17 protein-coding genes and 1 tRNA gene are annotated in these 16,676 nt (G+C 73.0%); 8 read left to right on the forward strand and 10 right to left on the reverse strand.

The features are described 5' to 3' along the window. Positions 1–73: 73 nt before the first annotated feature. Positions 74–158 (reverse strand) — tRNA-Tyr (locus tag ID804_RS09110). A gap of 140 nt (positions 159–298) precedes the next feature. On the opposite strand from ID804_RS09110, the gene ID804_RS09115 reads away from it, so the two are divergent. The 5 genes from ID804_RS09115 to ID804_RS09135 are packed head-to-tail and all read left to right on the forward strand — an operon-like array spanning position 299 to position 4,298. After that, a complete protein-coding gene (locus ID804_RS09115) occupies positions 299–1,333 on the forward strand; it encodes a LacI family DNA-binding transcriptional regulator (RefSeq protein ID WP_169079274.1) in 1,035 nt (344 codons plus the stop codon). A 35-nt stretch (positions 1,334–1,368) separates the two neighbouring features. After that, entirely contained in the window at positions 1,369–1,857 is a 489-nt protein-coding gene (locus tag ID804_RS09120; RefSeq protein WP_169079272.1) for a YajQ family cyclic di-GMP-binding protein, read from the forward strand. Between the two features lie 38 nt (positions 1,858–1,895). After that, positions 1,896–3,383 carry a cardiolipin synthase gene (gene cls / locus ID804_RS09125; protein WP_169079270.1) on the forward strand — a complete coding sequence of 496 codons (1,488 nt, stop codon included), beginning with the start codon at positions 1,896–1,898 and terminating at the stop codon, positions 3,381–3,383. A gap of 3 nt (positions 3,384–3,386) precedes the next feature. After that, entirely contained in the window at positions 3,387–3,848 is a 462-nt protein-coding gene (locus ID804_RS09130) for a GNAT family N-acetyltransferase (protein WP_169079268.1), read from the forward strand. Positions 3,849–3,887: 39 nt separating this feature from the next. Next, a complete protein-coding gene (locus ID804_RS09135) occupies positions 3,888–4,298 on the forward strand; it encodes a DUF1801 domain-containing protein (protein ID WP_169079266.1) in 411 nt (136 codons plus the stop codon). 49 nt (positions 4,299–4,347) lie between these two features. Here ID804_RS09135 and ID804_RS09140 read toward each other — a convergent pair whose 3' ends face one another. From ID804_RS09140 to ID804_RS09150, 3 genes are read right to left on the reverse strand one after another with little or no spacing between them, the layout of a single operon-like run. After that, entirely contained in the window at positions 4,348–5,697 is a 1,350-nt protein-coding gene (locus ID804_RS09140) for an FAD-dependent oxidoreductase (protein ID WP_169079264.1), read from the reverse strand. 58 nt (positions 5,698–5,755) lie between these two features. After that, complete coding sequence (locus ID804_RS09145; protein WP_317451242.1) at positions 5,756–6,862, reverse strand: polyprenyl synthetase family protein; 1,107 nt, start codon at positions 6,860–6,862, stop codon at positions 5,756–5,758. A 22-nt stretch (positions 6,863–6,884) separates the two neighbouring features. Further along, positions 6,885–7,610, reverse strand: coding sequence for a class I SAM-dependent methyltransferase (locus ID804_RS09150; protein ID WP_211161189.1), 726 nt, complete (start codon positions 7,608–7,610; stop codon positions 6,885–6,887). 146 nt (positions 7,611–7,756) lie between these two features. On the opposite strand from ID804_RS09150, the gene ID804_RS09155 reads away from it, so the two are divergent. Next, positions 7,757–9,010 (forward strand): isochorismate synthase, encoded by a 1,254-nt coding sequence (locus ID804_RS09155; RefSeq protein WP_317451243.1) that lies wholly within the window; start codon positions 7,757–7,759, stop codon positions 9,008–9,010. On the opposite strand, the gene ID804_RS09160 is transcribed toward ID804_RS09155, so the two are convergent. From ID804_RS09160 to ID804_RS09170, 3 genes are all read right to left on the reverse strand, one after another. After that, positions 9,007–9,831, reverse strand: a complete 825-nt coding sequence (locus ID804_RS09160) for a PPK2 family polyphosphate kinase (RefSeq protein ID WP_169079258.1) — start codon at positions 9,829–9,831, stop codon at positions 9,007–9,009. The two genes, ID804_RS09155 and ID804_RS09160, sit on opposite strands and share 4 nt — an antisense overlap. A gap of 122 nt (positions 9,832–9,953) precedes the next feature. Beyond that, the gene (gene menD / locus ID804_RS09165; protein WP_317451244.1) at positions 9,954–11,639 is read right to left on the reverse strand and encodes a 2-succinyl-5-enolpyruvyl-6-hydroxy-3-cyclohexene-1-carboxylic-acid synthase; all 1,686 of its coding nucleotides are present in this window, start codon (positions 11,637–11,639) and stop codon (positions 9,954–9,956) included. A gap of 7 nt (positions 11,640–11,646) precedes the next feature. Next, positions 11,647–12,000 (reverse strand): PLD nuclease N-terminal domain-containing protein, encoded by a 354-nt coding sequence (locus tag ID804_RS09170; RefSeq protein ID WP_169079254.1) that lies wholly within the window; start codon positions 11,998–12,000, stop codon positions 11,647–11,649. Positions 12,001–12,100: 100 nt separating this feature from the next. Between ID804_RS09170 and ID804_RS09175 the strand changes: the two genes are divergently transcribed. Next, positions 12,101–12,406 carry a DUF4229 domain-containing protein gene (locus tag ID804_RS09175; RefSeq protein WP_169079252.1) on the forward strand — a complete coding sequence of 102 codons (306 nt, stop codon included), beginning with the start codon at positions 12,101–12,103 and terminating at the stop codon, positions 12,404–12,406. Here the strand turns inward: ID804_RS09175 and ID804_RS09180 are convergent. Genes ID804_RS09180 through ID804_RS09190 form a run of 3 tightly spaced genes read right to left on the reverse strand, consistent with a single transcriptional unit; the run spans position 12,403 to position 15,516 of the window. Then, positions 12,403–13,395, reverse strand: coding sequence for a 1,4-dihydroxy-2-naphthoate polyprenyltransferase (locus ID804_RS09180; protein ID WP_169079250.1), 993 nt, complete (start codon positions 13,393–13,395; stop codon positions 12,403–12,405). The genes ID804_RS09175 and ID804_RS09180 overlap by 4 nt on opposite strands. A 26-nt stretch (positions 13,396–13,421) precedes the next feature. Further along, entirely contained in the window at positions 13,422–14,552 is a 1,131-nt protein-coding gene (locus ID804_RS09185) for an AMP-binding protein (RefSeq protein WP_169079248.1), read from the reverse strand. 25 nt (positions 14,553–14,577) lie between these two features. Further along, positions 14,578–15,516 carry a 1,4-dihydroxy-2-naphthoyl-CoA synthase gene (locus ID804_RS09190; RefSeq protein ID WP_169079246.1) on the reverse strand — a complete coding sequence of 313 codons (939 nt, stop codon included), beginning with the start codon at positions 15,514–15,516 and terminating at the stop codon, positions 14,578–14,580. 40 nt (positions 15,517–15,556) lie between these two features. Between ID804_RS09190 and ID804_RS09195 the strand changes: the two genes are divergently transcribed. After that, positions 15,557–16,567 (forward strand): o-succinylbenzoate synthase, encoded by a 1,011-nt coding sequence (locus ID804_RS09195; protein ID WP_169079244.1) that lies wholly within the window; start codon positions 15,557–15,559, stop codon positions 16,565–16,567. The last annotated feature ends 109 nt before the right edge of the window (positions 16,568–16,676 follow it).

Raw genomic sequence — 16,676 nt, forward strand, 5'->3', positions numbered from 1 at the left:
GCGCGACGGGCGGGAGCCGGGAGACGAGAACGGCCCCGCGTGAGCGGGGCCGCATCCGTCAATCTTTCGATCGTGGTGGCGAGTGAGGGATTCGAACCCCCGAAGGCTACGCCGGCTGATTTACAGTCAGATCCCTTTGGCCGCTTGGGTAACTCGCCGTCGCACGCGCGGCAGGGCCGCTCGCGCGGATCAAGGATACAAGCTCCGACGAGCGCGCGTGACCACGCCATGGCAAGCGGTTGCAACGACGGCGCCGCGCGTCCGCTATCGTCGCGACTACCGACGAGACGAGGCGACCATGGTGGGCATCGACGACGTCGCCCGGCTCGCGGGCGTGTCGACCGCGACGGTCTCGCGCGCGCTCAGCGGCCGCGGGCACGTCGCGGCTGCCACCCGCGCGAAGGTCGAGGCCGCCGCGAGCGAGCTCGGCTACGTGGTTTCGGCGAGCGCCTCGAGCCTCGCGACGGGGCGCATGCGCAACATCGGCGTCGTCGTGCCGTTCCTCAAGAGCTGGTTCTACACCTCCGTGCTCGAGGGCGCGCAGCGCCGCCTCATGCAGCACGGCTACGACCTCACCCTCTACAACCTCTCCGGCGACGCGAACGAGCGCGAGACCGTGTTCGACACCTTCCTGCTGCGCCAGCGGGTGGATGCAGTGATCGCCGTGAGCCTGGAGCTGTCGGCCGTCGAGGTCGACTCGCTGCACGCGCTGGGCAAGCCGCTCGTCGGCGTCGGCGGCCCCATCCCGGGCGTCACGACCCTGTCGATCGACGACGTCGGCGTCACGCGGCTCGCGACCGAGCACCTGCTCTCGCTCGGGCACACCGTCATCGGCCACATCGGCGGCGACGTCGATGCCGAGATGTCGTTCCACATGCCCTCGAACCGCCGCCAGGGCTGGGAGGCCGCGCTGCGCCACGCGGGCGTCGAGGTGCGGCCCGAGCTGTACTTCCCGGCCGTCTTCACCCTCGAGAGCGGGTACGCCGCCGCCAAGCAGATGCTCGGCGACCCTCGGCTGCGGCCCACCGCGATCGTCGTCGCGAGCGACGAGATGGCGATCGGCGCGATGCTCGCCGCGCGCGACATGGGCCTCGACGTGCCGCGCGATCTGTCGATCGTCGGCATCGACGACCACGAGCTGGCACCGTTCTTCGGACTCACGACCGTGGCGCAGCATCCGGAGCAGCAGGGAGAGCGGGCCGTCGAGCTGCTCATGCGCGAGCTCGAGGGGCCGAGCGGCGACGACGAGCCGCAGAACCTGCAGCTGCCGTTCGACCTCGTGGTGCGCAGCTCGACGGCGCGGCCGCGCGGCGAGCGCGACGCGAACGGCTGAGGCCGGGCATCCGCCCCGCCGGTACGATGGCGGGCATGGCTGATTCCTCGTTCGACATCGTCAGCAAGGTCGACAAGATGGAGGCGGACAACGCCGTCAACCAGGCCCAGAAGGAAGTGGCGCAGCGCTACGACTTCAAGGGCGTCGGCGCCTCGATCGAGTGGAGCGGCGAGAAGCTGCTGCTCAAGGCCAGCGCCGAGGAGCGCGTGAAGGCCGTGCTCGAGGTGCTCGAGTCGAAGATGATCAAGCGCGGCATCAGCCTGCGCAGCCTCGACACGGGCGAGCCGTACGCGAGCGGCAAGGAGTTCCGCATCGAGGTGAAGCTCAAGAACGGCATCTCCAGCGACGACGCGAAGAAGATCTCGAAGATCATCCGCGACGAGGGGCCCAAGAGCGTCAAGGCGCAGATCCAGGGCGACGAGCTGCGCGTGCAGTCGAAGAGCCGCGACGACCTGCAGGCGACGATGGCGCTGCTCAAGGGCAAGGATCTCGACGTCGCGCTGCAGTTCGTGAACTTCCGCTAGATCGCGGGGCGCTGGGGCGGCGTCACTAGACTCCGCCCATGACGACGATTCAGCTCGACACCGCCAGCGCGTGGGTCGTGTTCATCGTCGGCGTCGCCGCCGTGATCGCCCAGGTGGCGTTCTCGATCACCGCCCTGTTCGTCGTGCCGCGCAATCGTCGCCCGCAGACGGCGCTCGCCTGGCTGCTGCTCATCTACGTCGTGCCGATTCTGGGGTTCTTGCTGTTCCTGCTGCTCGGCTCGCGCTGGCTACCGAAGCGGCGACGCGAGAAGCAGACCGAGATCAACCAGTACATCCTCGAGACGACGACGGGCATGGACCGTGTGCGGAAGGATCCGCCGTGGCCGCCGTGGCTCGAGCCGATCGTCGAGCTCAACCGCACGCTCGGCGCGATGCCGCTCGTCGGCGGCAACACCGCCGAGCTCTACACCGACTACGCCGAGTCGATCGCGGCGATGACGCAGGCGGTGCGGTCGGCGACCCGCATCGTGCACGTCGAGTTCTACATCCTCTCCCTCGACGAGGCGACGGCGGACTTCTTCGACGCGCTCGAGGATGCCGTGCAGCGCGGCCTGACGGTGCGCGTGCTCTACGACCACGTCGCCTCGGTGCGCGTGCCCGGCTATCGGCGCACGAAGCGGCGCCTGCAGCAGATGGGCGTCGACTTCCGGGCCATGCTGCCGATCAGGCCGTGGCGCGGCCAGTGGCAGCGCCCCGATCTGCGCAACCACCGCAAGTTCGTCATCATCGACGGCACGACCGCGTTCACCGGCTCGCAGAACATGGTCGACCGCGGGTACCACCGCAAGCCCCGCCGCAACGGCGACCGTCTGGCCTGGAAGGAGCTCGTCGTGCGCTTCGACGGGCCCATCGCGGCGGGCATCGAGGCGCTGTTCGCGACCGACTGGTACGCCGAGACCGACGAGCTGCTGCTGCGCGAGAGCATCGTGCAGCCCGACGTCGACCCCGAGCAGGGGCTCGACGCGCAGGTCGTGCCGAGCGGCCCCGCCTTCGAGGGCGAGAACAACCTGCGCCTGTTCAACTCGCTGCTGTACGCCGCGCAGGAGCAGATCCAGATCTGCTCGCCCTACTTCGTGCCCGACGAGTCGATGCTCTACGCCATCACCACGGCGGCGCAGAGCGGGCTCGACGTGCAGCTCTTCGTCTCCGAGATCGGCGACCAGACGCTCGTCTTCCACGCGCAGCGCTCGTACTACGAGGAGCTGCTGCGCGCCGGCGTGCGCATCTGGTTGTACCGCTCGCCCACGGTGCTGCACGCCAAGCACTTCACGATCGACGACCAGGTCGCCGTCATCGGGTCGAGCAACATGGACATGCGCTCGTTCAGCCTCAATCTGGAGGTGTCGGTGATGGTGCGCGGAGCATCCATCATTCGGCGACTGCGGGAGGTCGAGCAGTCGTACCGCGACAACTCGACCGAGCTGACCCTCGAGGCCTGGATGAACCGGCCCGCCCACATGCGCACCTTCGACGATCTCGCGCGCGTCACCGCGACGGTGCAGTAGGGCATGGACGTGCGCATCGAGGTCGACGACCTCACGAGACCCGCGGTGCTCGCCCTGCTCGACGAGCACCTCGCCGAGATGCGCGCGACGTCGCCGCCGTGCAGCGTGCACGCGCTCGACCTCGACGGCCTGCGCGCGCCGGGCGTGACCGTGTGGACTCTCTGGGAGGGCGAGGAGGTGCTCGCCTGCGCCGCCCTGACGCCGCTGTCGGAGGGGGAGGGCGAGCTGAAGTCGATGCGGACCACGGCTGCCGCGCGCGGCCGCGGCTTCGGGGCGCGGATGCTCGAGCACGTGCTCGCGGAGGCGCGAGCCCGCGGCCTGCGCCGCGTCAGCCTCGAGACGGGAGCGGAGCCGCACTTCGCCCCCGCGCGGCGCCTGTACGAGCGGCACGGGTTCGAGGTGTGCGCGCCCTTCGGGTCGTACCGGCTCGACCCGCTCAGCGTGTACTACACGCGCGAGCTCTGAGGCGTCGCGCCGCTCGCCGCTCGGGCGTAGCGTGACCGCATGAGCCAGAAGACGATGCCGACCGACGTCCCGGTGGAGGCGTTCCTCGCCGGCCTCGACGCGCGCCGCAGCGCGGAGGGCGCGCGACTGGTGGAGCTGTTCACCGAGGCGACCGGCGCCCCCGCCGTCATGTGGGGGCCGTCGATGATCGGATTCGGGCAGTACGCCTACACCTACGCGAGCGGGCACTCGGGAGTGTGGCCGCGCGCGGCGTTCTCACCCCGGAAGGCGCGGCTGTCGCTCTACGGGCTGCAGTCGCACCCCGACGCCGCTCCCCTGCTCGAACGGCTGGGGCCGCACAGCGCCGCCGTCGACTGCGTGTACGTGACGCGCCTCGACGCGATCGACCTCGACGTGCTGCGCGAGCTCGTGCGCCTGTCGTGGGCGGTGACGGAGGACCGCGCCGTCTGAGCGCGCCGCGCCAGGCCGCCCTCGCCAGCTGAGCTGCGGGGCGCCGCACCTAGTCGCGCGAGATGCGCACCATCTCGTCGCGCGGCACGACCTTGATGCGGGCGCGGCCGCGCGCGGCTCCGAGCTCCTGCTCGTGCTGGTCGAGGCGGTGCCAGCCGTCGAGGTTCGTGTACAGCACGCCGCGGCTGTCGAGCAGGTCGACGACGGCCTGCTCATCGGGCTCGGCAGGGCTCCACCAGCCGGACTGGCCGTTGAGCACGTGCTGGATCGTCTCCATCGCGTCGCTCTTCGTGTGGCCGATGAGGCCGACCGGGCCGCGCTTGATCCAGCCGGTCGCGTAGACGCCGGGCACGACCGCGTTGTCGTCGCCGAGCACGCGGCCCTCGTGGTTCGGGATCACGCCGTGGCGCTCGTCGAACGGGATGCCGTCGAGCGGCGAGCCGAAGTAGCCCACCGCGCGGTACACGGCCTGCACCGGCACCTCGCGGAACTCGCCCGTGCCCACGACGCCGCCGGCGCCGTCGGAGCGCGTGCGCTCGTACCGGAAGCCGACCACGCGGCCGTCCTCCCCGAGCACCTCGACGGGCTTGGCGTAGAAGTGCAGGTGCAGCCGGCGCGACGCCTGGCCGACCTCGCGCTCGCGCCACTGCGAGAAGACCTTGTCGATGACGAACAGCTGCTTGTTCGACGAGATCGCGGCGCGCGCGGCGTCGTCGTAGTCGAAATCTTCGTCGTGCACGATCATGTCGACGTCGCGCAGCTCGCCGAGCTCGCGCAGCTCCAGCGGCGTGAACTTCACCTGCATCGGGCCGCGGCGGCCGAACACGTGCACGTCGGTCACGGGCGAGGCCTTCAGGCCCTCGTAGACGTTGTCGGGGATCTCCGTCGGCAGCAGATCCTCCGGGTGCTTCGCGAGCACCCGCGCGACGTCGAGCGCCACGTTGCCGTTGCCGATGACCGCGACCGACTGCGCCGTTAGCGGCCACTCGCGCGGCACATCGGGGTGGCCGTCGTACCAGCTGACGAAGTCGGCCGCGCCGTACGAGCCCTCCAGATCGATACCGGGGATGTTCAGCGCGGCATCGCGCACCGCCCCGGTCGCGAAGATCACGGCGTTGTAGTGCCGCTTCAGATCGTCGAGCGTGATGTCGGTGCCGTAGCGCACGTTGCCGAAGATGCGGATGTCGCCGGAGTCGAGCACCTCGCGCAGTGCGTTGATGATGCCCTTGATGCGCGGGTGGTCGGGCGCGACGCCGTACCGCACGAGCCCGTACGGCGCCGGCAGCTGGTCGAAGAGGTCGATCGACACCTCGAACGAGCGCTCGTGCTTCAGCAGGATGTCGGCGGCGTAGATGCCGGCCGGGCCGGCTCCGACGATGGCGAGCCTCAGCTTGGTCATGCGGGTGCTTCCGTTCGTGTCAGCGGGATGCGTGCGGGGAGGGGCGGGAGGGTGCGATCTACCGGCTACGGTCGACGACGGCCTCGGCGAACTTCGTCAGGGCCTTCTTCACCGGCCCGTCGGGCAGCGGCGCGAGCGCCGCGACGGCGTCATCGGCCCAGCGGCGGGCCTCGTCGAGGGTCTGGGCCGTCACCGGGTGGGCGCGCAGCTCGGCGATCGCGGCGGCGAGCTCGGCCTCGTCGGCGGCGCGCTGCTCGAGCGAGGAGCCCTCGCCGTCGGGACCCTCCAGGTCGTCGACGTTGCGCTCGATGCGGGCGAGCAGCTCGGCCGAAGCAGCATCCGTCAGCGCCGCCCGGCGCAGGAACAGCAGCGGCAGTGTCGCGACACCGCTGCGCAGGTCGGTGCCCTGGGTCTTGCCGGTCTCGGCGTCGGCCTCAGCGAGGTCGATGACGTCGTCGATGAGCTGGAAGGCGACGCCGATCTTCTCGCCGAAGGCGACGACGGGCGCCTCGAACTCCTCCGGGGCGTTCGAGAAGATGACGCCCATCTGCGCGGCTGCCGCGATGAGCGAGCCGGTCTTGTCGGCGAGCACCTGCAGGTAGTGCTCGATCGGGTCGTCGCCGGAGCGCGGGCCGATCGTCTCGTGCAGCTGGCCCAGGCACAGGCGCTCGAAGGTGTCGGCCTGCAGCTTGATGGCGCCCTCGCCGAGGCTCGCGACAAGCTTCGAGGCGCGAGCGAACAGCAGGTCGCCGGTGAGGATGGCGACCGAGTTGCCCCACACGTGCTGCGCCGTCGGCACGCCGCGCCGCAGCTCCGCTTCGTCCATCACGTCGTCGTGGTACAGCGAGGCCAGGTGGGTGATCTCGACCGCCTGCGCCGCGGTGATCACGGCGGGCGTCGCGCCCTCGCCGAGCTGCGCGGTCAGCAGCGTGAGCACCGGTCGGATGCGCTTGCCGCCCGCCTCGAGCAGGTAGCGGGACGTGACATCCGCCATGTCGTCGGCGAACGCCACCTCTTTCAGCAGGCCCGCCTCGACCGTCTCGAGTCCCGACTCGATCGCGTCGGCGAAGCGGCGCTCCTCGCTCGAGGCGAAGAGCTTCTCACCGAGCCCGAGCGAGGCGCTGAGCGTCTTGCTGCGGCGAGCGAGCGGGGTGCTCCAGGTCACGGTCAGCCGATCTGTCAGAGGGTCACTCGGCCGCGGCCGACGAGGAGGGGCGTCGACGCGCGACGCGCTTCTTGGCCACGGATGCCCGGATCGCCGCATCGAGCGGCTTGCGACCGCGGTGCAGGGCGACGATGCCCGCCGAAAGGTTGCGGTAGGCGACGCGCGTGAAGCCCGCGGCGCGCAGCCACTGGCTCAGCACCGCCTGCTCGGGCCAGTCGGCGATCGACTCGAACAGGTAGCGGTAGGCGTCGGGGTTGGTGCTCGCGGCGCCGGCGATGACCGGCATCACCTTCTGCAGGTAGGTGAAGTACGCCGCGCGCAGCACGCCGATCGGAGGGCGCGAGAACTCGCACACCACAAGGCGGCCGCCCGGCTTCAGCACCCGGTACATCTCGCTCAGAGCCAGTCGTGGATCCTCCACGTTGCGCAGGCCGAAGCTGATCGTGACGGCGTCGAACTCGTCGTCGCCGAAGGGCAGCTTCTGAGCGTCGCCCTGCACGAACTCGAGCTCGGGGTGGCGCTTGCGCCCCTCCTCGATCATGCCGGCCGAGAAATCGAAGGCGATGACGCGAGCGCCGGAGCGGGCGATCGCCGCCGAGGAGGTGCCCGTGCCGGCGGCGATGTCGAGGATGCGCTCGCCCGCCTGCGGGTCGATCGCCTTCACCGTCTGGATGCGCCACAGCGCCGCGTTGCCGACCGAGAGCACGGCGTTCGTGCGGTCGTAGCCGCGCGCGACCCCGTCGAACATGGCCGCGACGTCACGCGACTTCTTGTTCAGATCGGCCCTCGTCACACGGGCCAGTCTAGTGAGTGCTCACTGCACGTTGTCCGCGAGCGGGCTGGGCGGATCACCGCTCCGGCTCGCGCACGGTCACCCGGCGGTACGCTGACCACGTGCCCAGCCCCGCCTCGCCGGGAGTCGCCCTGCGAGCGGTCTCCGAGCCCGTCGACGACGCGGGCGCGCTGCTCGAGTACGCCGCCTCCGCGCAGCCCCTCGTCGCGCTGCGCCGCGGCGACGGCATCGTCGGGCTCGGGCAGGTCGCGCGGCTCGAGTTCACCGGCCGCGACCGGCTCGGTCGCGCCGCGGCGGCCTGGCGCGAGCTCGCCGCCGCCGCGCGCGTCGACGACGCCGTGCACGAGCCGGGCTCCGGCCTCGTGGCGTTCGGCGCGTTCGCCTTCGACGACGCCTCGGCGGAGGCGAGCGTGCTCGTCGTGCCCGAGCTCGTGGTCGGTCGACGCGGGCCGGTGAGCTGGGTGACGCGCATCGGGCCCGACGACGGGGCGAGCGACCTCGAGCTGACGCTGCCCGAGCGCTCCGCGGTCGGGGCGCGCCCGCGGGCGACCCTCGCGGCGAACTCGCTCACCCGCGAGGAGTACGTCGCGCTCGTGCGCGAGGCGGTCGCGCGCATCACCGCCGGCGAGGTCGAGAAGGTCGTCATGGCGCGCGATGCTCGGGCGAGCATCCCCGCCGATGCGGACCGGAGGGCGCTGCTGCGCGAGCTCGCCGAGGCGTACCCGGACACGCTGACCTTCGCTGTCGACGGCCTGCTCGGCGCGAGCCCGGAGACGCTCGTGAGCGTGCACGCCCGCGAGGCGCACGCGCGGGTGCTCGCCGGCTCGCGGGCTCGCGGAGCCTCGGCGGCCGACGACGCCGCCGCCGCTGCCGCCCTCGCCACGAGCACCAAGGATCTCGACGAGCACGCCTTCGCCGTGCAGAGCGTGCTGCGGGCGCTGCGGCCCCACGCGCGCGCGGTGCAGGCGAGCGACGCGCCCTTCACCCTCAAGCTCGCCAACCTCTGGCACCTGGCGACCGATGTCGAGGTCGAGCTCTCGGAGGACGCCTCCGGCCTCGACCTCGTGGCCGCCCTGCACCCGACGGCCGCCGTCGCGGGCTCGCCGACGGATGCCGCGCTCGCGCTCATCGCCGAGCTCGAGCCCTTCGACCGTGGCCGCTACGCGGGCCCCGTCGGCTGGATCGACCAGGACGGCGACGGCGAGTGGGTCATCGCGCTGCGCTGCGCGCGCGTCGACGCCGACGGCACCCTCGTCGCCTACGCCGGCGCCGGCATCGTCGCCGACAGCGACCCCGAATCGGAGCTCGCCGAGACGCGCATGAAGTTCCGCCCGATCGCGGATGCCCTGCGCTAGCTCGCCGCGAGCCTGACCTTCTCGGCCTCGACGTCGAAGTCGGCGGCGGGCCACTGCGGGTCGAGGGCGCGCAGCTCGTTCAGCAGCAGGTGCTGCACCGCGAGGCGCGCGAACCACTTGCGGTCGGCGGGCACGACGAACCACGGCGCGTGATCGGCGTCGGTCTCGGCGATGGCGCGCTCGTAGGCCTGCATGTACTGCGGCCAGAGCATCCGCTCATCGACGTCGCCGGGGTTGTACTTCCAGTGCTTGTCGGGGCGGTCGAGGCGCTCCTGGAGGCGCTGCTTCTGCTCGTCGGGCGAGATGTGCAGCATGACCTTGACGATGCGCGTGCCGGAGTCGACGACGCGGCGCTCGAAGTCGCGGATCTCGCCGTAGCGCCGCTCGATCTCGTCGGCGGGGGCGAGCTCGCGCACGCGGGCGATGAGCACGTCCTCGTAGTGCGAACGGTCGAAGACGCCGATCATGCCGGGGCCGGGCAGGCGCCGCTCGATGCGGGCGAGGAAGTGCTCGGCGCGCTCCTCCGGCGTCGGCTTCTTGAAGGCGGCGATCGCGACGCCCTGCGGGTCGACCGCGCCGACCACGTGGCGCAGGATGCCGCCCTTGCCGGCCGTGTCCATCGCCTGCAGCACGAGCAGGATGCGCCGCTCGTCGCCGGCGCGGCTCGCGGCGAAGAGGCGCTCCTGCAGCTGGCTCAGCTCGTCGGCGCCTGCGGCGAGCGCCTGCTCGCCCGCGACCTTGTCGCCGTCGAAGCCGGGAGTCGCACGCGTGTCGATGTCGGCGAGGGAGACGGGCGGGCGGGCGCGAAGGAGGTCGTCCATGCGCTGACGGTACCCGGCGGCGTGGGCGGTGTCGAGGGATGCTCCCCCGGCGGTCGGCGGACTCCCGACCGGTGACGACGGCGCCGAGCCGGCAGCGGCCCGATCGGGCGAGCAGCCGGGGTCTACGGCGCGAGCGGCACGTGCACGAGCAGCAGCCGCTCGCGCGCGGTCAGCGCGTCGTCGAGCTCGGCCCGCGTCGTCGCGCGCCGGTACGCCCACCCGCCGGCCGCGGCGAGCGCCGCGAAGTCGACGGCGACGGGCGTGCGCATGACGCGGGCGAAGTCGTCGGGGTCGGCGGTCGCCGCGACCTCGAGCGAGTCGAAGATCGTGCCGCCGCCGTCGTCGCCGACGAAGACGTGCAGCATGAGATCGTCGGGCAGCGGCGCGAGCAGCGCGCCCGCGTCGTGCACGGCGGCCAGGTCGCCGAGCAGCACCCGCACGACGCCGCGACGCTCGGCCCGACGCGCGGCGAGCGCGATGCCCGAGGCCGTCGAGATCGTGCCGTCGATGCCCGCGAGACCGCGGTTGGCGTGCACCGGGATGCGCTTGCCGGGAACCAGCCGGTCGGCCTCGCGGATGAGCCGAGAGGCCCCCAGCACGAGGCGGTCGTGCGGCCAGGTCGAGGCCCAGAGCGCGCGCACGAGCATCCGTCGATCGATCGGGGCCCGCATGATCGCCAGCTCGGCGCGGGCGAAGGCGCTGCGCACGCTCGGCTCGTCCGACTGCGAGGCCGCGACGTCGGGCGCGGGGTCGTCGGGCGCCTGCGACTCGAGCACCGCGCGCGACATCGCCACCCAGCCGCCCACCCAGCGCCGCACCACCGCGGGGTCGGGGGTGCCATGCACGCGCACCTCGTCGACCACGCGCGCGCGGCGACCCGGGTCGTAGACCTCGACCCCGGGGTCGCGCACGACGATCGCCTCGACGTCGGAGCGCTGCAGCAGCGCCGGCACCTCGCGGCTCAGCGTCGGGTGACCCACGACGATCGCCCGCGCGACGGCGTCGCCGTGCGGGCCGCGCAGCACGTCGCGGTATGCCGCGACCACGTGCCGGCCGAAGCGCGCCTCGCTCGCGACCTCGGCGATGAGCGGAGCGCCGAGTCGCTCGGCGAGCTCGGTCGCCCGCGGGCCGGCGCCCGTGCCCGCGATGACGACGGTCGCGTCGTCGGGCTCCAGGTCGAGCACGACGCGCTCGCGGCGGCCGCGCGGGTCGTCGTCGGCGGCCGGATGCTCCACCGGGGCGAGCGCCGCGGGCAGCTGCACGGCTCCGCTGAGCGGCTCGCGGTAGGCGAGGTTCACGTGCACCGGCCCCTCGGTTGCGGCGCGGACGGCGAGCTCGGCCAGCTCGCGCGCCTCGTCGACCTCGGCCGGGGCGCCGACGGGAGCCGCGACATCCCAGTCGGCGCGCACCAGGTCGCCGAAGATGCCCGGCTGCACGGTCGTCTGGTTGCTGCCGATGCCGCGCAGCTCGGCGGGGCGGTCAGCCGAGAGCACGATGATGCCGACGGCCGAGTGGTGGGCCTCGAGCACGGCCGGGTGCAGATTCGCGACCGCGGTGCCGGACGTGCAAATGACGGGCACCGGCAGGCCGGACTCGGCGGCGAGGCCGAGCGCGGTGAAGCCCGCGACGCGCTCGTCGACGCGCACGTGCAGCTCGACCGCGCCGGCGCGAGCCGCCGCAGCGGCGGCGAGCGCGAGGGCCTGCGAGCGGGAGCCGGGGCTCAGCACCACGTCGCGCACGCCGTGGGCGATGAGCCCCGCGATGAGGGCGGTCGCGGCGCGCTGGGCGGGCGACTCGACGTCGGTCACGACCGGCTCAGCGGGCGGTGTCGTCGCGGGTGTCATCGTCGAGGTCGGCGAGCTCCTGCTCGAGACGGCGCAGCCGCTCCTCCTGCTCGGCGCGACGGGCGACGTCGTCGCGGTTGAGCGTGCCGAGGAAGTCGGGGTCGTCGTCGGGGGCGATCACGCGGCTCGGCCGCGACGAGCGCCGAGCCTTGCCGATGAACAGCCAGAGCAGGCCGCCGATCACGGGCAGCACGACGACGAGCACGGCCCACAGCGGCTTCTGCAGCCCGCGGACGCGGGAGCGGTCGGTGAGCAGGACGTCGACGAGCGTGTAGATCGTGAACGCGACCGCGATCACGGTGAGCACGACGAGCAACCTGGCCATACGGCGAGTGTACGCCGGGCGTCTGGAGCCCGACCGGGAGCCGACGAAGAGGCTCCTGCTCGCGGGCCGGGCCGCCGACAGCCGCTCCTAGACTGGGGCCGTGAACCCCTGGATCAAGTACAGCCTCGTGCGCCTCGGCATCTTCCTCGCCGCCTTCGCGGTGCTGTACCTCGCGCTGCCGGCGCCGCTGGAATCGATCGGCATCGTCGGGTTCGCGACCGTCGTCATCGCCGCCGTCACGGCCGCAGTCATCGCCCTCACCGTGTCGTACATCTTCTTCGCGAAGCTGCGCGACGCCGTCGCCCTCGACCTCGCCGAGCGCCGCCGCAAGCCCGTGGCCGACCCGGACGCCGCGGCCGAGGACGCCGCCGCGGAGGATGCGGCGGCGGGGGACGCGGCGCGTTAGAACGCGATCGCCGCCGCGAGGCCCAGGCCGGTGAGCAGTGCCGCGAGCGACGTGAGCTTGAGCGCGAGCACGAGTTCGCCCGAGGTCTTCGCCAGCAGCACGATGAGCACGACGGGCGCGCTCACCAGCAGCGTGAAGAACACGTAGGGCGCGTTGACGTACAGCAGGGCGAACCACACCAGCACGCCGTAGGCGGCCACGAGCAGCACCGCGAAGAGGATGCGAGCGCCCCGATCGCCCAGCCGCACGGCCAGCGTGCGCTTGCCGGCCACGGCATCCTGCCCCCGATCGCGGATGTTGTTGACGAGCATGACGGCCGCCGCGAACAGGCCGGCGATGACGCCCGCGAGCACGGCGTCGAGCGGCGCCTGGTCGACCTGCACGAAGGTGGTGCCGACCGTCGCGACGAGCCCGAAGAAGACGAACGCCACGAGCTCACCGAGACCGGTGTAGCCGTAGGGTCGGCGGCCGCCCGTGTAGAACCAGGCCGCCGCGATCGCGACGGCACCCACGAGCAGCAGCCACCAGTGCCCGCTCAGCGCGACGATCGCGAGCCCGGCGAGCGCGCCGAGGCCGAAGAACACCAGCGCGACCGTGAGCACCGTGCGCGCCGGCGCCGCACCCGAGCCGGTGAGACGCCGAGGCCCGACCCGCAGCGCGTCGGTGCCCCGCACGCCGTCGGAGTAGTCGTTGGCGAAGTTCACGCCCACCTGCAGCAACACGGCGACCGCGAGGCACAGGATCGCCACCGGCACGTCGACGCCGCCGTTCACGTGCGCGACCGCCGTGCCGAGCGCCACCGGGGCGACCGCGAGGCTCAGGGTGCGCAGGCGCGCGCCCGCCAGCCAGTCGCGCCACGTCGCGCGCGACGCGGCGGCGGGGTTGCCGGAGCGTGCGGCGCTGGGGCGCGAGCCGCCCGGCCGCCCTCCGGGCCGGCCCGAGGAGCGCTTCGAGGAAGAGGTCTTGGTCGCAGGTCGCTTCGTCGCCACGACGCCGATCCTAGGGCCGGCGAAGCCTAGGGTCGGGCGAGGCGGGCGATCGCGAGGCGGTCGGGCTTGCCCGAGGGGAGCGTCGGCAGGGCATCCGTCGTGATCACACGGTCGGGGCGGGCCTCGGGCGAGAGCGCCGCGCCCACCGCGCGCCGCAGCGTCGCGAGGTCAGGACGCGCCGTCGTCACCACGACCGGCACCTCGCCCCACTCGGGGTGAGTGCCCGGCACGACGACGGCGTCGGCGAGGCCTGGCTGCTCGCGCACGACGCGCTCGACCTCGCCGAGGCTCACCTTGAGGCCGCCCGTCACGATGACGTCGTCGAGCCGGCCGGTGATGCGCAGCACGCCGTCGACGAGCTCACCCGCATCGTCGGTGCGGTACCAGCGGTGCTCGTCGTGCTCGACGAAGGCGCGGGCCGTGCGCTCCGGGTCGCCCAGGTAGTACTCGGCGATCGTCGGGCCGCCGAGCTCGACACGGCCGTCGACGATGCGCACCTGCGCCTGCCCGATCGGCACGCCGTCGTAGACGACGCCGCCGCAGGTCTCGCTCGAGCCGTAGGTGCGCGTCACGCGCCAGCCGTGCGCGCGGGCGCGGTCGACGAGCGCGGCCGGCGTCGACTGGCCGCCGACGAGGATGCGCGCGAAGCCGGCGAGCGCGTCGCGCAGCTCGTCGTTCGTGTCGGCCTCGTCGAGCAGACGCCCGAGCTGCGCCGGGACGAGCGCGGTGTAGCGAACCTTCTCGGTCATGCGGGCGATCGCGGCGAGAACCGTCGCGGCGTCCATGCGGCCGGGCGCGACGGGCACCGGGGGGATGCTCGCCGCGAGCGAGCGCGCGAGCACGTTGATGCCGGCGATGTAGTGCACGGGCAGCGCGAGCAGCCACTGGCCCGGCTCGCCGAGCGCGCCGTTGGAGGCCGCCGCGCTCGCGAGGACGGCGTCGGCGCTCAGGGCGACGCGCTTGGGGGTGCCGGTGGATCCGCTCGTCTCGACGACGAGGGCGATGCGCTTCTCGACCTCGAGCGGCGCCGTCGCGACCGGGTTCACGCCGCCGCCGCGGAACAGCACCGCGGGGCCCTCGCCGCTGAGCGCCTCGCGCAGCGCATCGAGGCAGGCGAGCGGGTCTTTCGTGTCGACGACGGCGAGCGGGCGGGTCACCCGATCACGGTAGCGCGGGCTGCTGTCAGTACTGCCAGGGGAACGGCGACCAGTCGGGCGCGCGCTTCTCGAGGAAGCTGTCGCGCCCCTCGACCGCCTCGTCGGTGCCGTAGGCGAGGCGCGTCGCCTCACCCGCGAACACCTGCTGGCCGACGAGCCCGTCGTCGGTGAGGTTCATCGCGAACTTCAGCATGCGGATCGCCGTCGGGCTCTTGGTGAGGATCGTCTCCGCCCAATCGAGCGCGGTCGCCTCGAGCTCGGCGTGCGGCACGACGGCGTTCACCGTGCCCATCTCGTAGGCGCGTTGGGCGTCGTACTCGCGGGCGAGGAAGAAGATCTCGCGCGCGATCTTCTGCCCGACCTGCTTGGCGAGGTAGGCGCTGCCGTAGCCGGCGTCGAAGCTGCCGACGTCGGCGTCGGTCTGCTTGAAGCGCGCGTGCTCGCGGCTCGCGATCGTCAGGTCGCACACGACGTGCAGCGAGTGCCCTCCCCCGGCGGCCCACCCGGGCACGACGGCGATGACGACCTTGGGCATGAAGCGGATGAGGCGCTGCACCTCCAGGATGTGCAGCCTGCTCGCCCGCGCAGGGTCGACCGTCTCGGCGGTGTCTCCCTCGGCGTACTGATACCCGGAGCGGCCCCGGATGCGCTGGTCGCCGCCCGAGCAGAACGCCCACCCCGCATCCTTGGGGCTCGGCCCGTTGCCCGTCAGCAGCACGACGCCGACGCGCGGGTTCTGCCGGGCGTCGTCGAGCGCGCGGTAGAGCTCGTCGACCGTGTGCGGGCGGAAGGCGTTGCGCACCTCCGGCCGGTCGAAGGCGATGCGCGCGATGCGCCCCGAGGTGTCGAGGTGGTACGTGATGTCGGTGAGGCTCTCGAAGCCCCCGACGGGGCGCCAGCGCTCGGCGTCGAACAGCTCGGAGACGTGGGCGGCGGGGTCGTGCGGGGCGGCGGGCTCGGCCATGCGGCCAGCCTACGCGTGCGACTCGGGGCAGACTGGGCGCATGACGACGGCGCCGGATGCCCTGCCCCCGCTCGACGAGGTGCTGCGCGGCGCCGCCGTGGTGTCGGTGCCGCTGACGACGCGGTTCCGCGGCGTCGACGAGCGCGAGGCCGTGCTGCTGCGCGGCCCGGCCGGGTGGAGCGAGTTCAGCCCCTTCGCCGAGTACGGAGACGCCGAGGCCGCGACGTGGCTCGCCGCGGCCCTCGACTTCGGCTGGCGCGACTCGCGGGCGGTCGAGCGGCGCGCGAGCATCCCCGTCAATGCGACCCTGCCGGCGGTGCCGGTCGAGCGCGTCGAGCGGGTGCTCGCCCGGTACGACGGCTGCCGCACCGTGAAGATCAAGGTCGGCGAGCGCGGGCAGACGCTCGCCGACGACGTCGCGCGGGTGCGCGAGACGCGGCGGCTCATCGGCCCGGAGGGGCGCATCAGGCTCGACGCCAACGGCGCCTGGAACCTCGACGAGGCCGAGCACGCGGTGCGCGCGCTCGAGCAGTTCGACCTCGAGTACGTCGAGCAGCCGTGCGCGACGGTGCCCGAGCTGGCGGAGCTGCGGCGGCGCATCCACCGCATCGACGTGCTGGTGGCGGCGGATGAGAGCGTGCGCCGCGCCTCCGACCCGCTCGAGGTGGCGCGAGCCGGGGCCGCCGACGTGCTCGTGGTGAAGGCGGCACCGCTCGGCGGCATCGACCGAGCGCTCGCGATCGTCGCCGAGGCGGGGCTTCCCGCGGTGGTGTCGAGCGCGCTCGACACGAGCGTCGGGCTCGCGATGGGTGCGGCGCTCGCGGCGCGGCTGCCGACGCTCGAGTTCGACTGCGGGCTCGGCACGGGCGCGCTGCTGGCCGACGACGTCGCGGTCGCGCCCGTCGCGCCCGTCGCGGGGGCCATCGGCACGGCTCGCGTCGAGGTCGACGAGGATGCCCTGCGCAGGCTCGCCGCCCCCGAGCCGCGCGCGCAGTGGTGGCGCGCCCGGCTCGAGCGCTGTCACGCGCTGCTCGCCGCCGACGCGCACTAGCGGAGACGCCGCCCGCCGGCCGCGCCCGGTGAGGCGCCGGGCGCGCCGGTCGCCTCGGTCGCCCGCACTTGCAGAAGTCCGGATTGGGTGAAACGGATTCGCGTGCACC

It is taken from the genome of Microcella alkalica, from assembly GCF_014595885.1.
Classification (GTDB): Bacteria; Actinomycetota; Actinomycetes; order Actinomycetales; family Microbacteriaceae; genus Microcella; species Microcella alkaliphila_B.

What these genes read in the sequence shown, in the direction of transcription:
- ID804_RS09135 (WP_169079266.1), top strand. Translation starts at nt 3,888, where the DNA reads ATGAGCCAGAAGACGATGCCGACCGACGTCCCGGTGGAGGCGTTCCTC.
- ID804_RS09140 (WP_169079264.1), bottom strand. Translation starts at nt 5,697, where the DNA reads ATGACCAAGCTGAGGCTCGCCATCGTCGGAGCCGGCCCGGCCGGCATC.
- ID804_RS09150 (WP_211161189.1), bottom strand. Translation starts at nt 7,610, where the DNA reads ATGTTCGACGGGGTCGCGCGCGGCTACGACCGCACGAACGCCGTGCTC.
- ID804_RS09120 (WP_169079272.1), top strand. Translation starts at nt 1,369, where the DNA reads ATGGCTGATTCCTCGTTCGACATCGTCAGCAAGGTCGACAAGATGGAG.
- ID804_RS09160 (WP_169079258.1), bottom strand. Translation starts at nt 9,831, where the DNA reads ATGGACGACCTCCTTCGCGCCCGCCCGCCCGTCTCCCTCGCCGACATC.
- ID804_RS09115 (WP_169079274.1), top strand. Translation starts at nt 299, where the DNA reads ATGGTGGGCATCGACGACGTCGCCCGGCTCGCGGGCGTGTCGACCGCG.
- ID804_RS09190 (WP_169079246.1), bottom strand. Translation starts at nt 15,516, where the DNA reads ATGGCCGAGCCCGCCGCCCCGCACGACCCCGCCGCCCACGTCTCCGAG.
- cls (WP_169079270.1), top strand. Translation starts at nt 1,896, where the DNA reads ATGACGACGATTCAGCTCGACACCGCCAGCGCGTGGGTCGTGTTCATC.
- ID804_RS09130 (WP_169079268.1), top strand. Translation starts at nt 3,387, where the DNA reads ATGGACGTGCGCATCGAGGTCGACGACCTCACGAGACCCGCGGTGCTC.
- ID804_RS09195 (WP_169079244.1), top strand. Translation starts at nt 15,557, where the DNA reads ATGACGACGGCGCCGGATGCCCTGCCCCCGCTCGACGAGGTGCTGCGC.
- ID804_RS09170 (WP_169079254.1), bottom strand. Translation starts at nt 12,000, where the DNA reads ATGGCCAGGTTGCTCGTCGTGCTCACCGTGATCGCGGTCGCGTTCACG.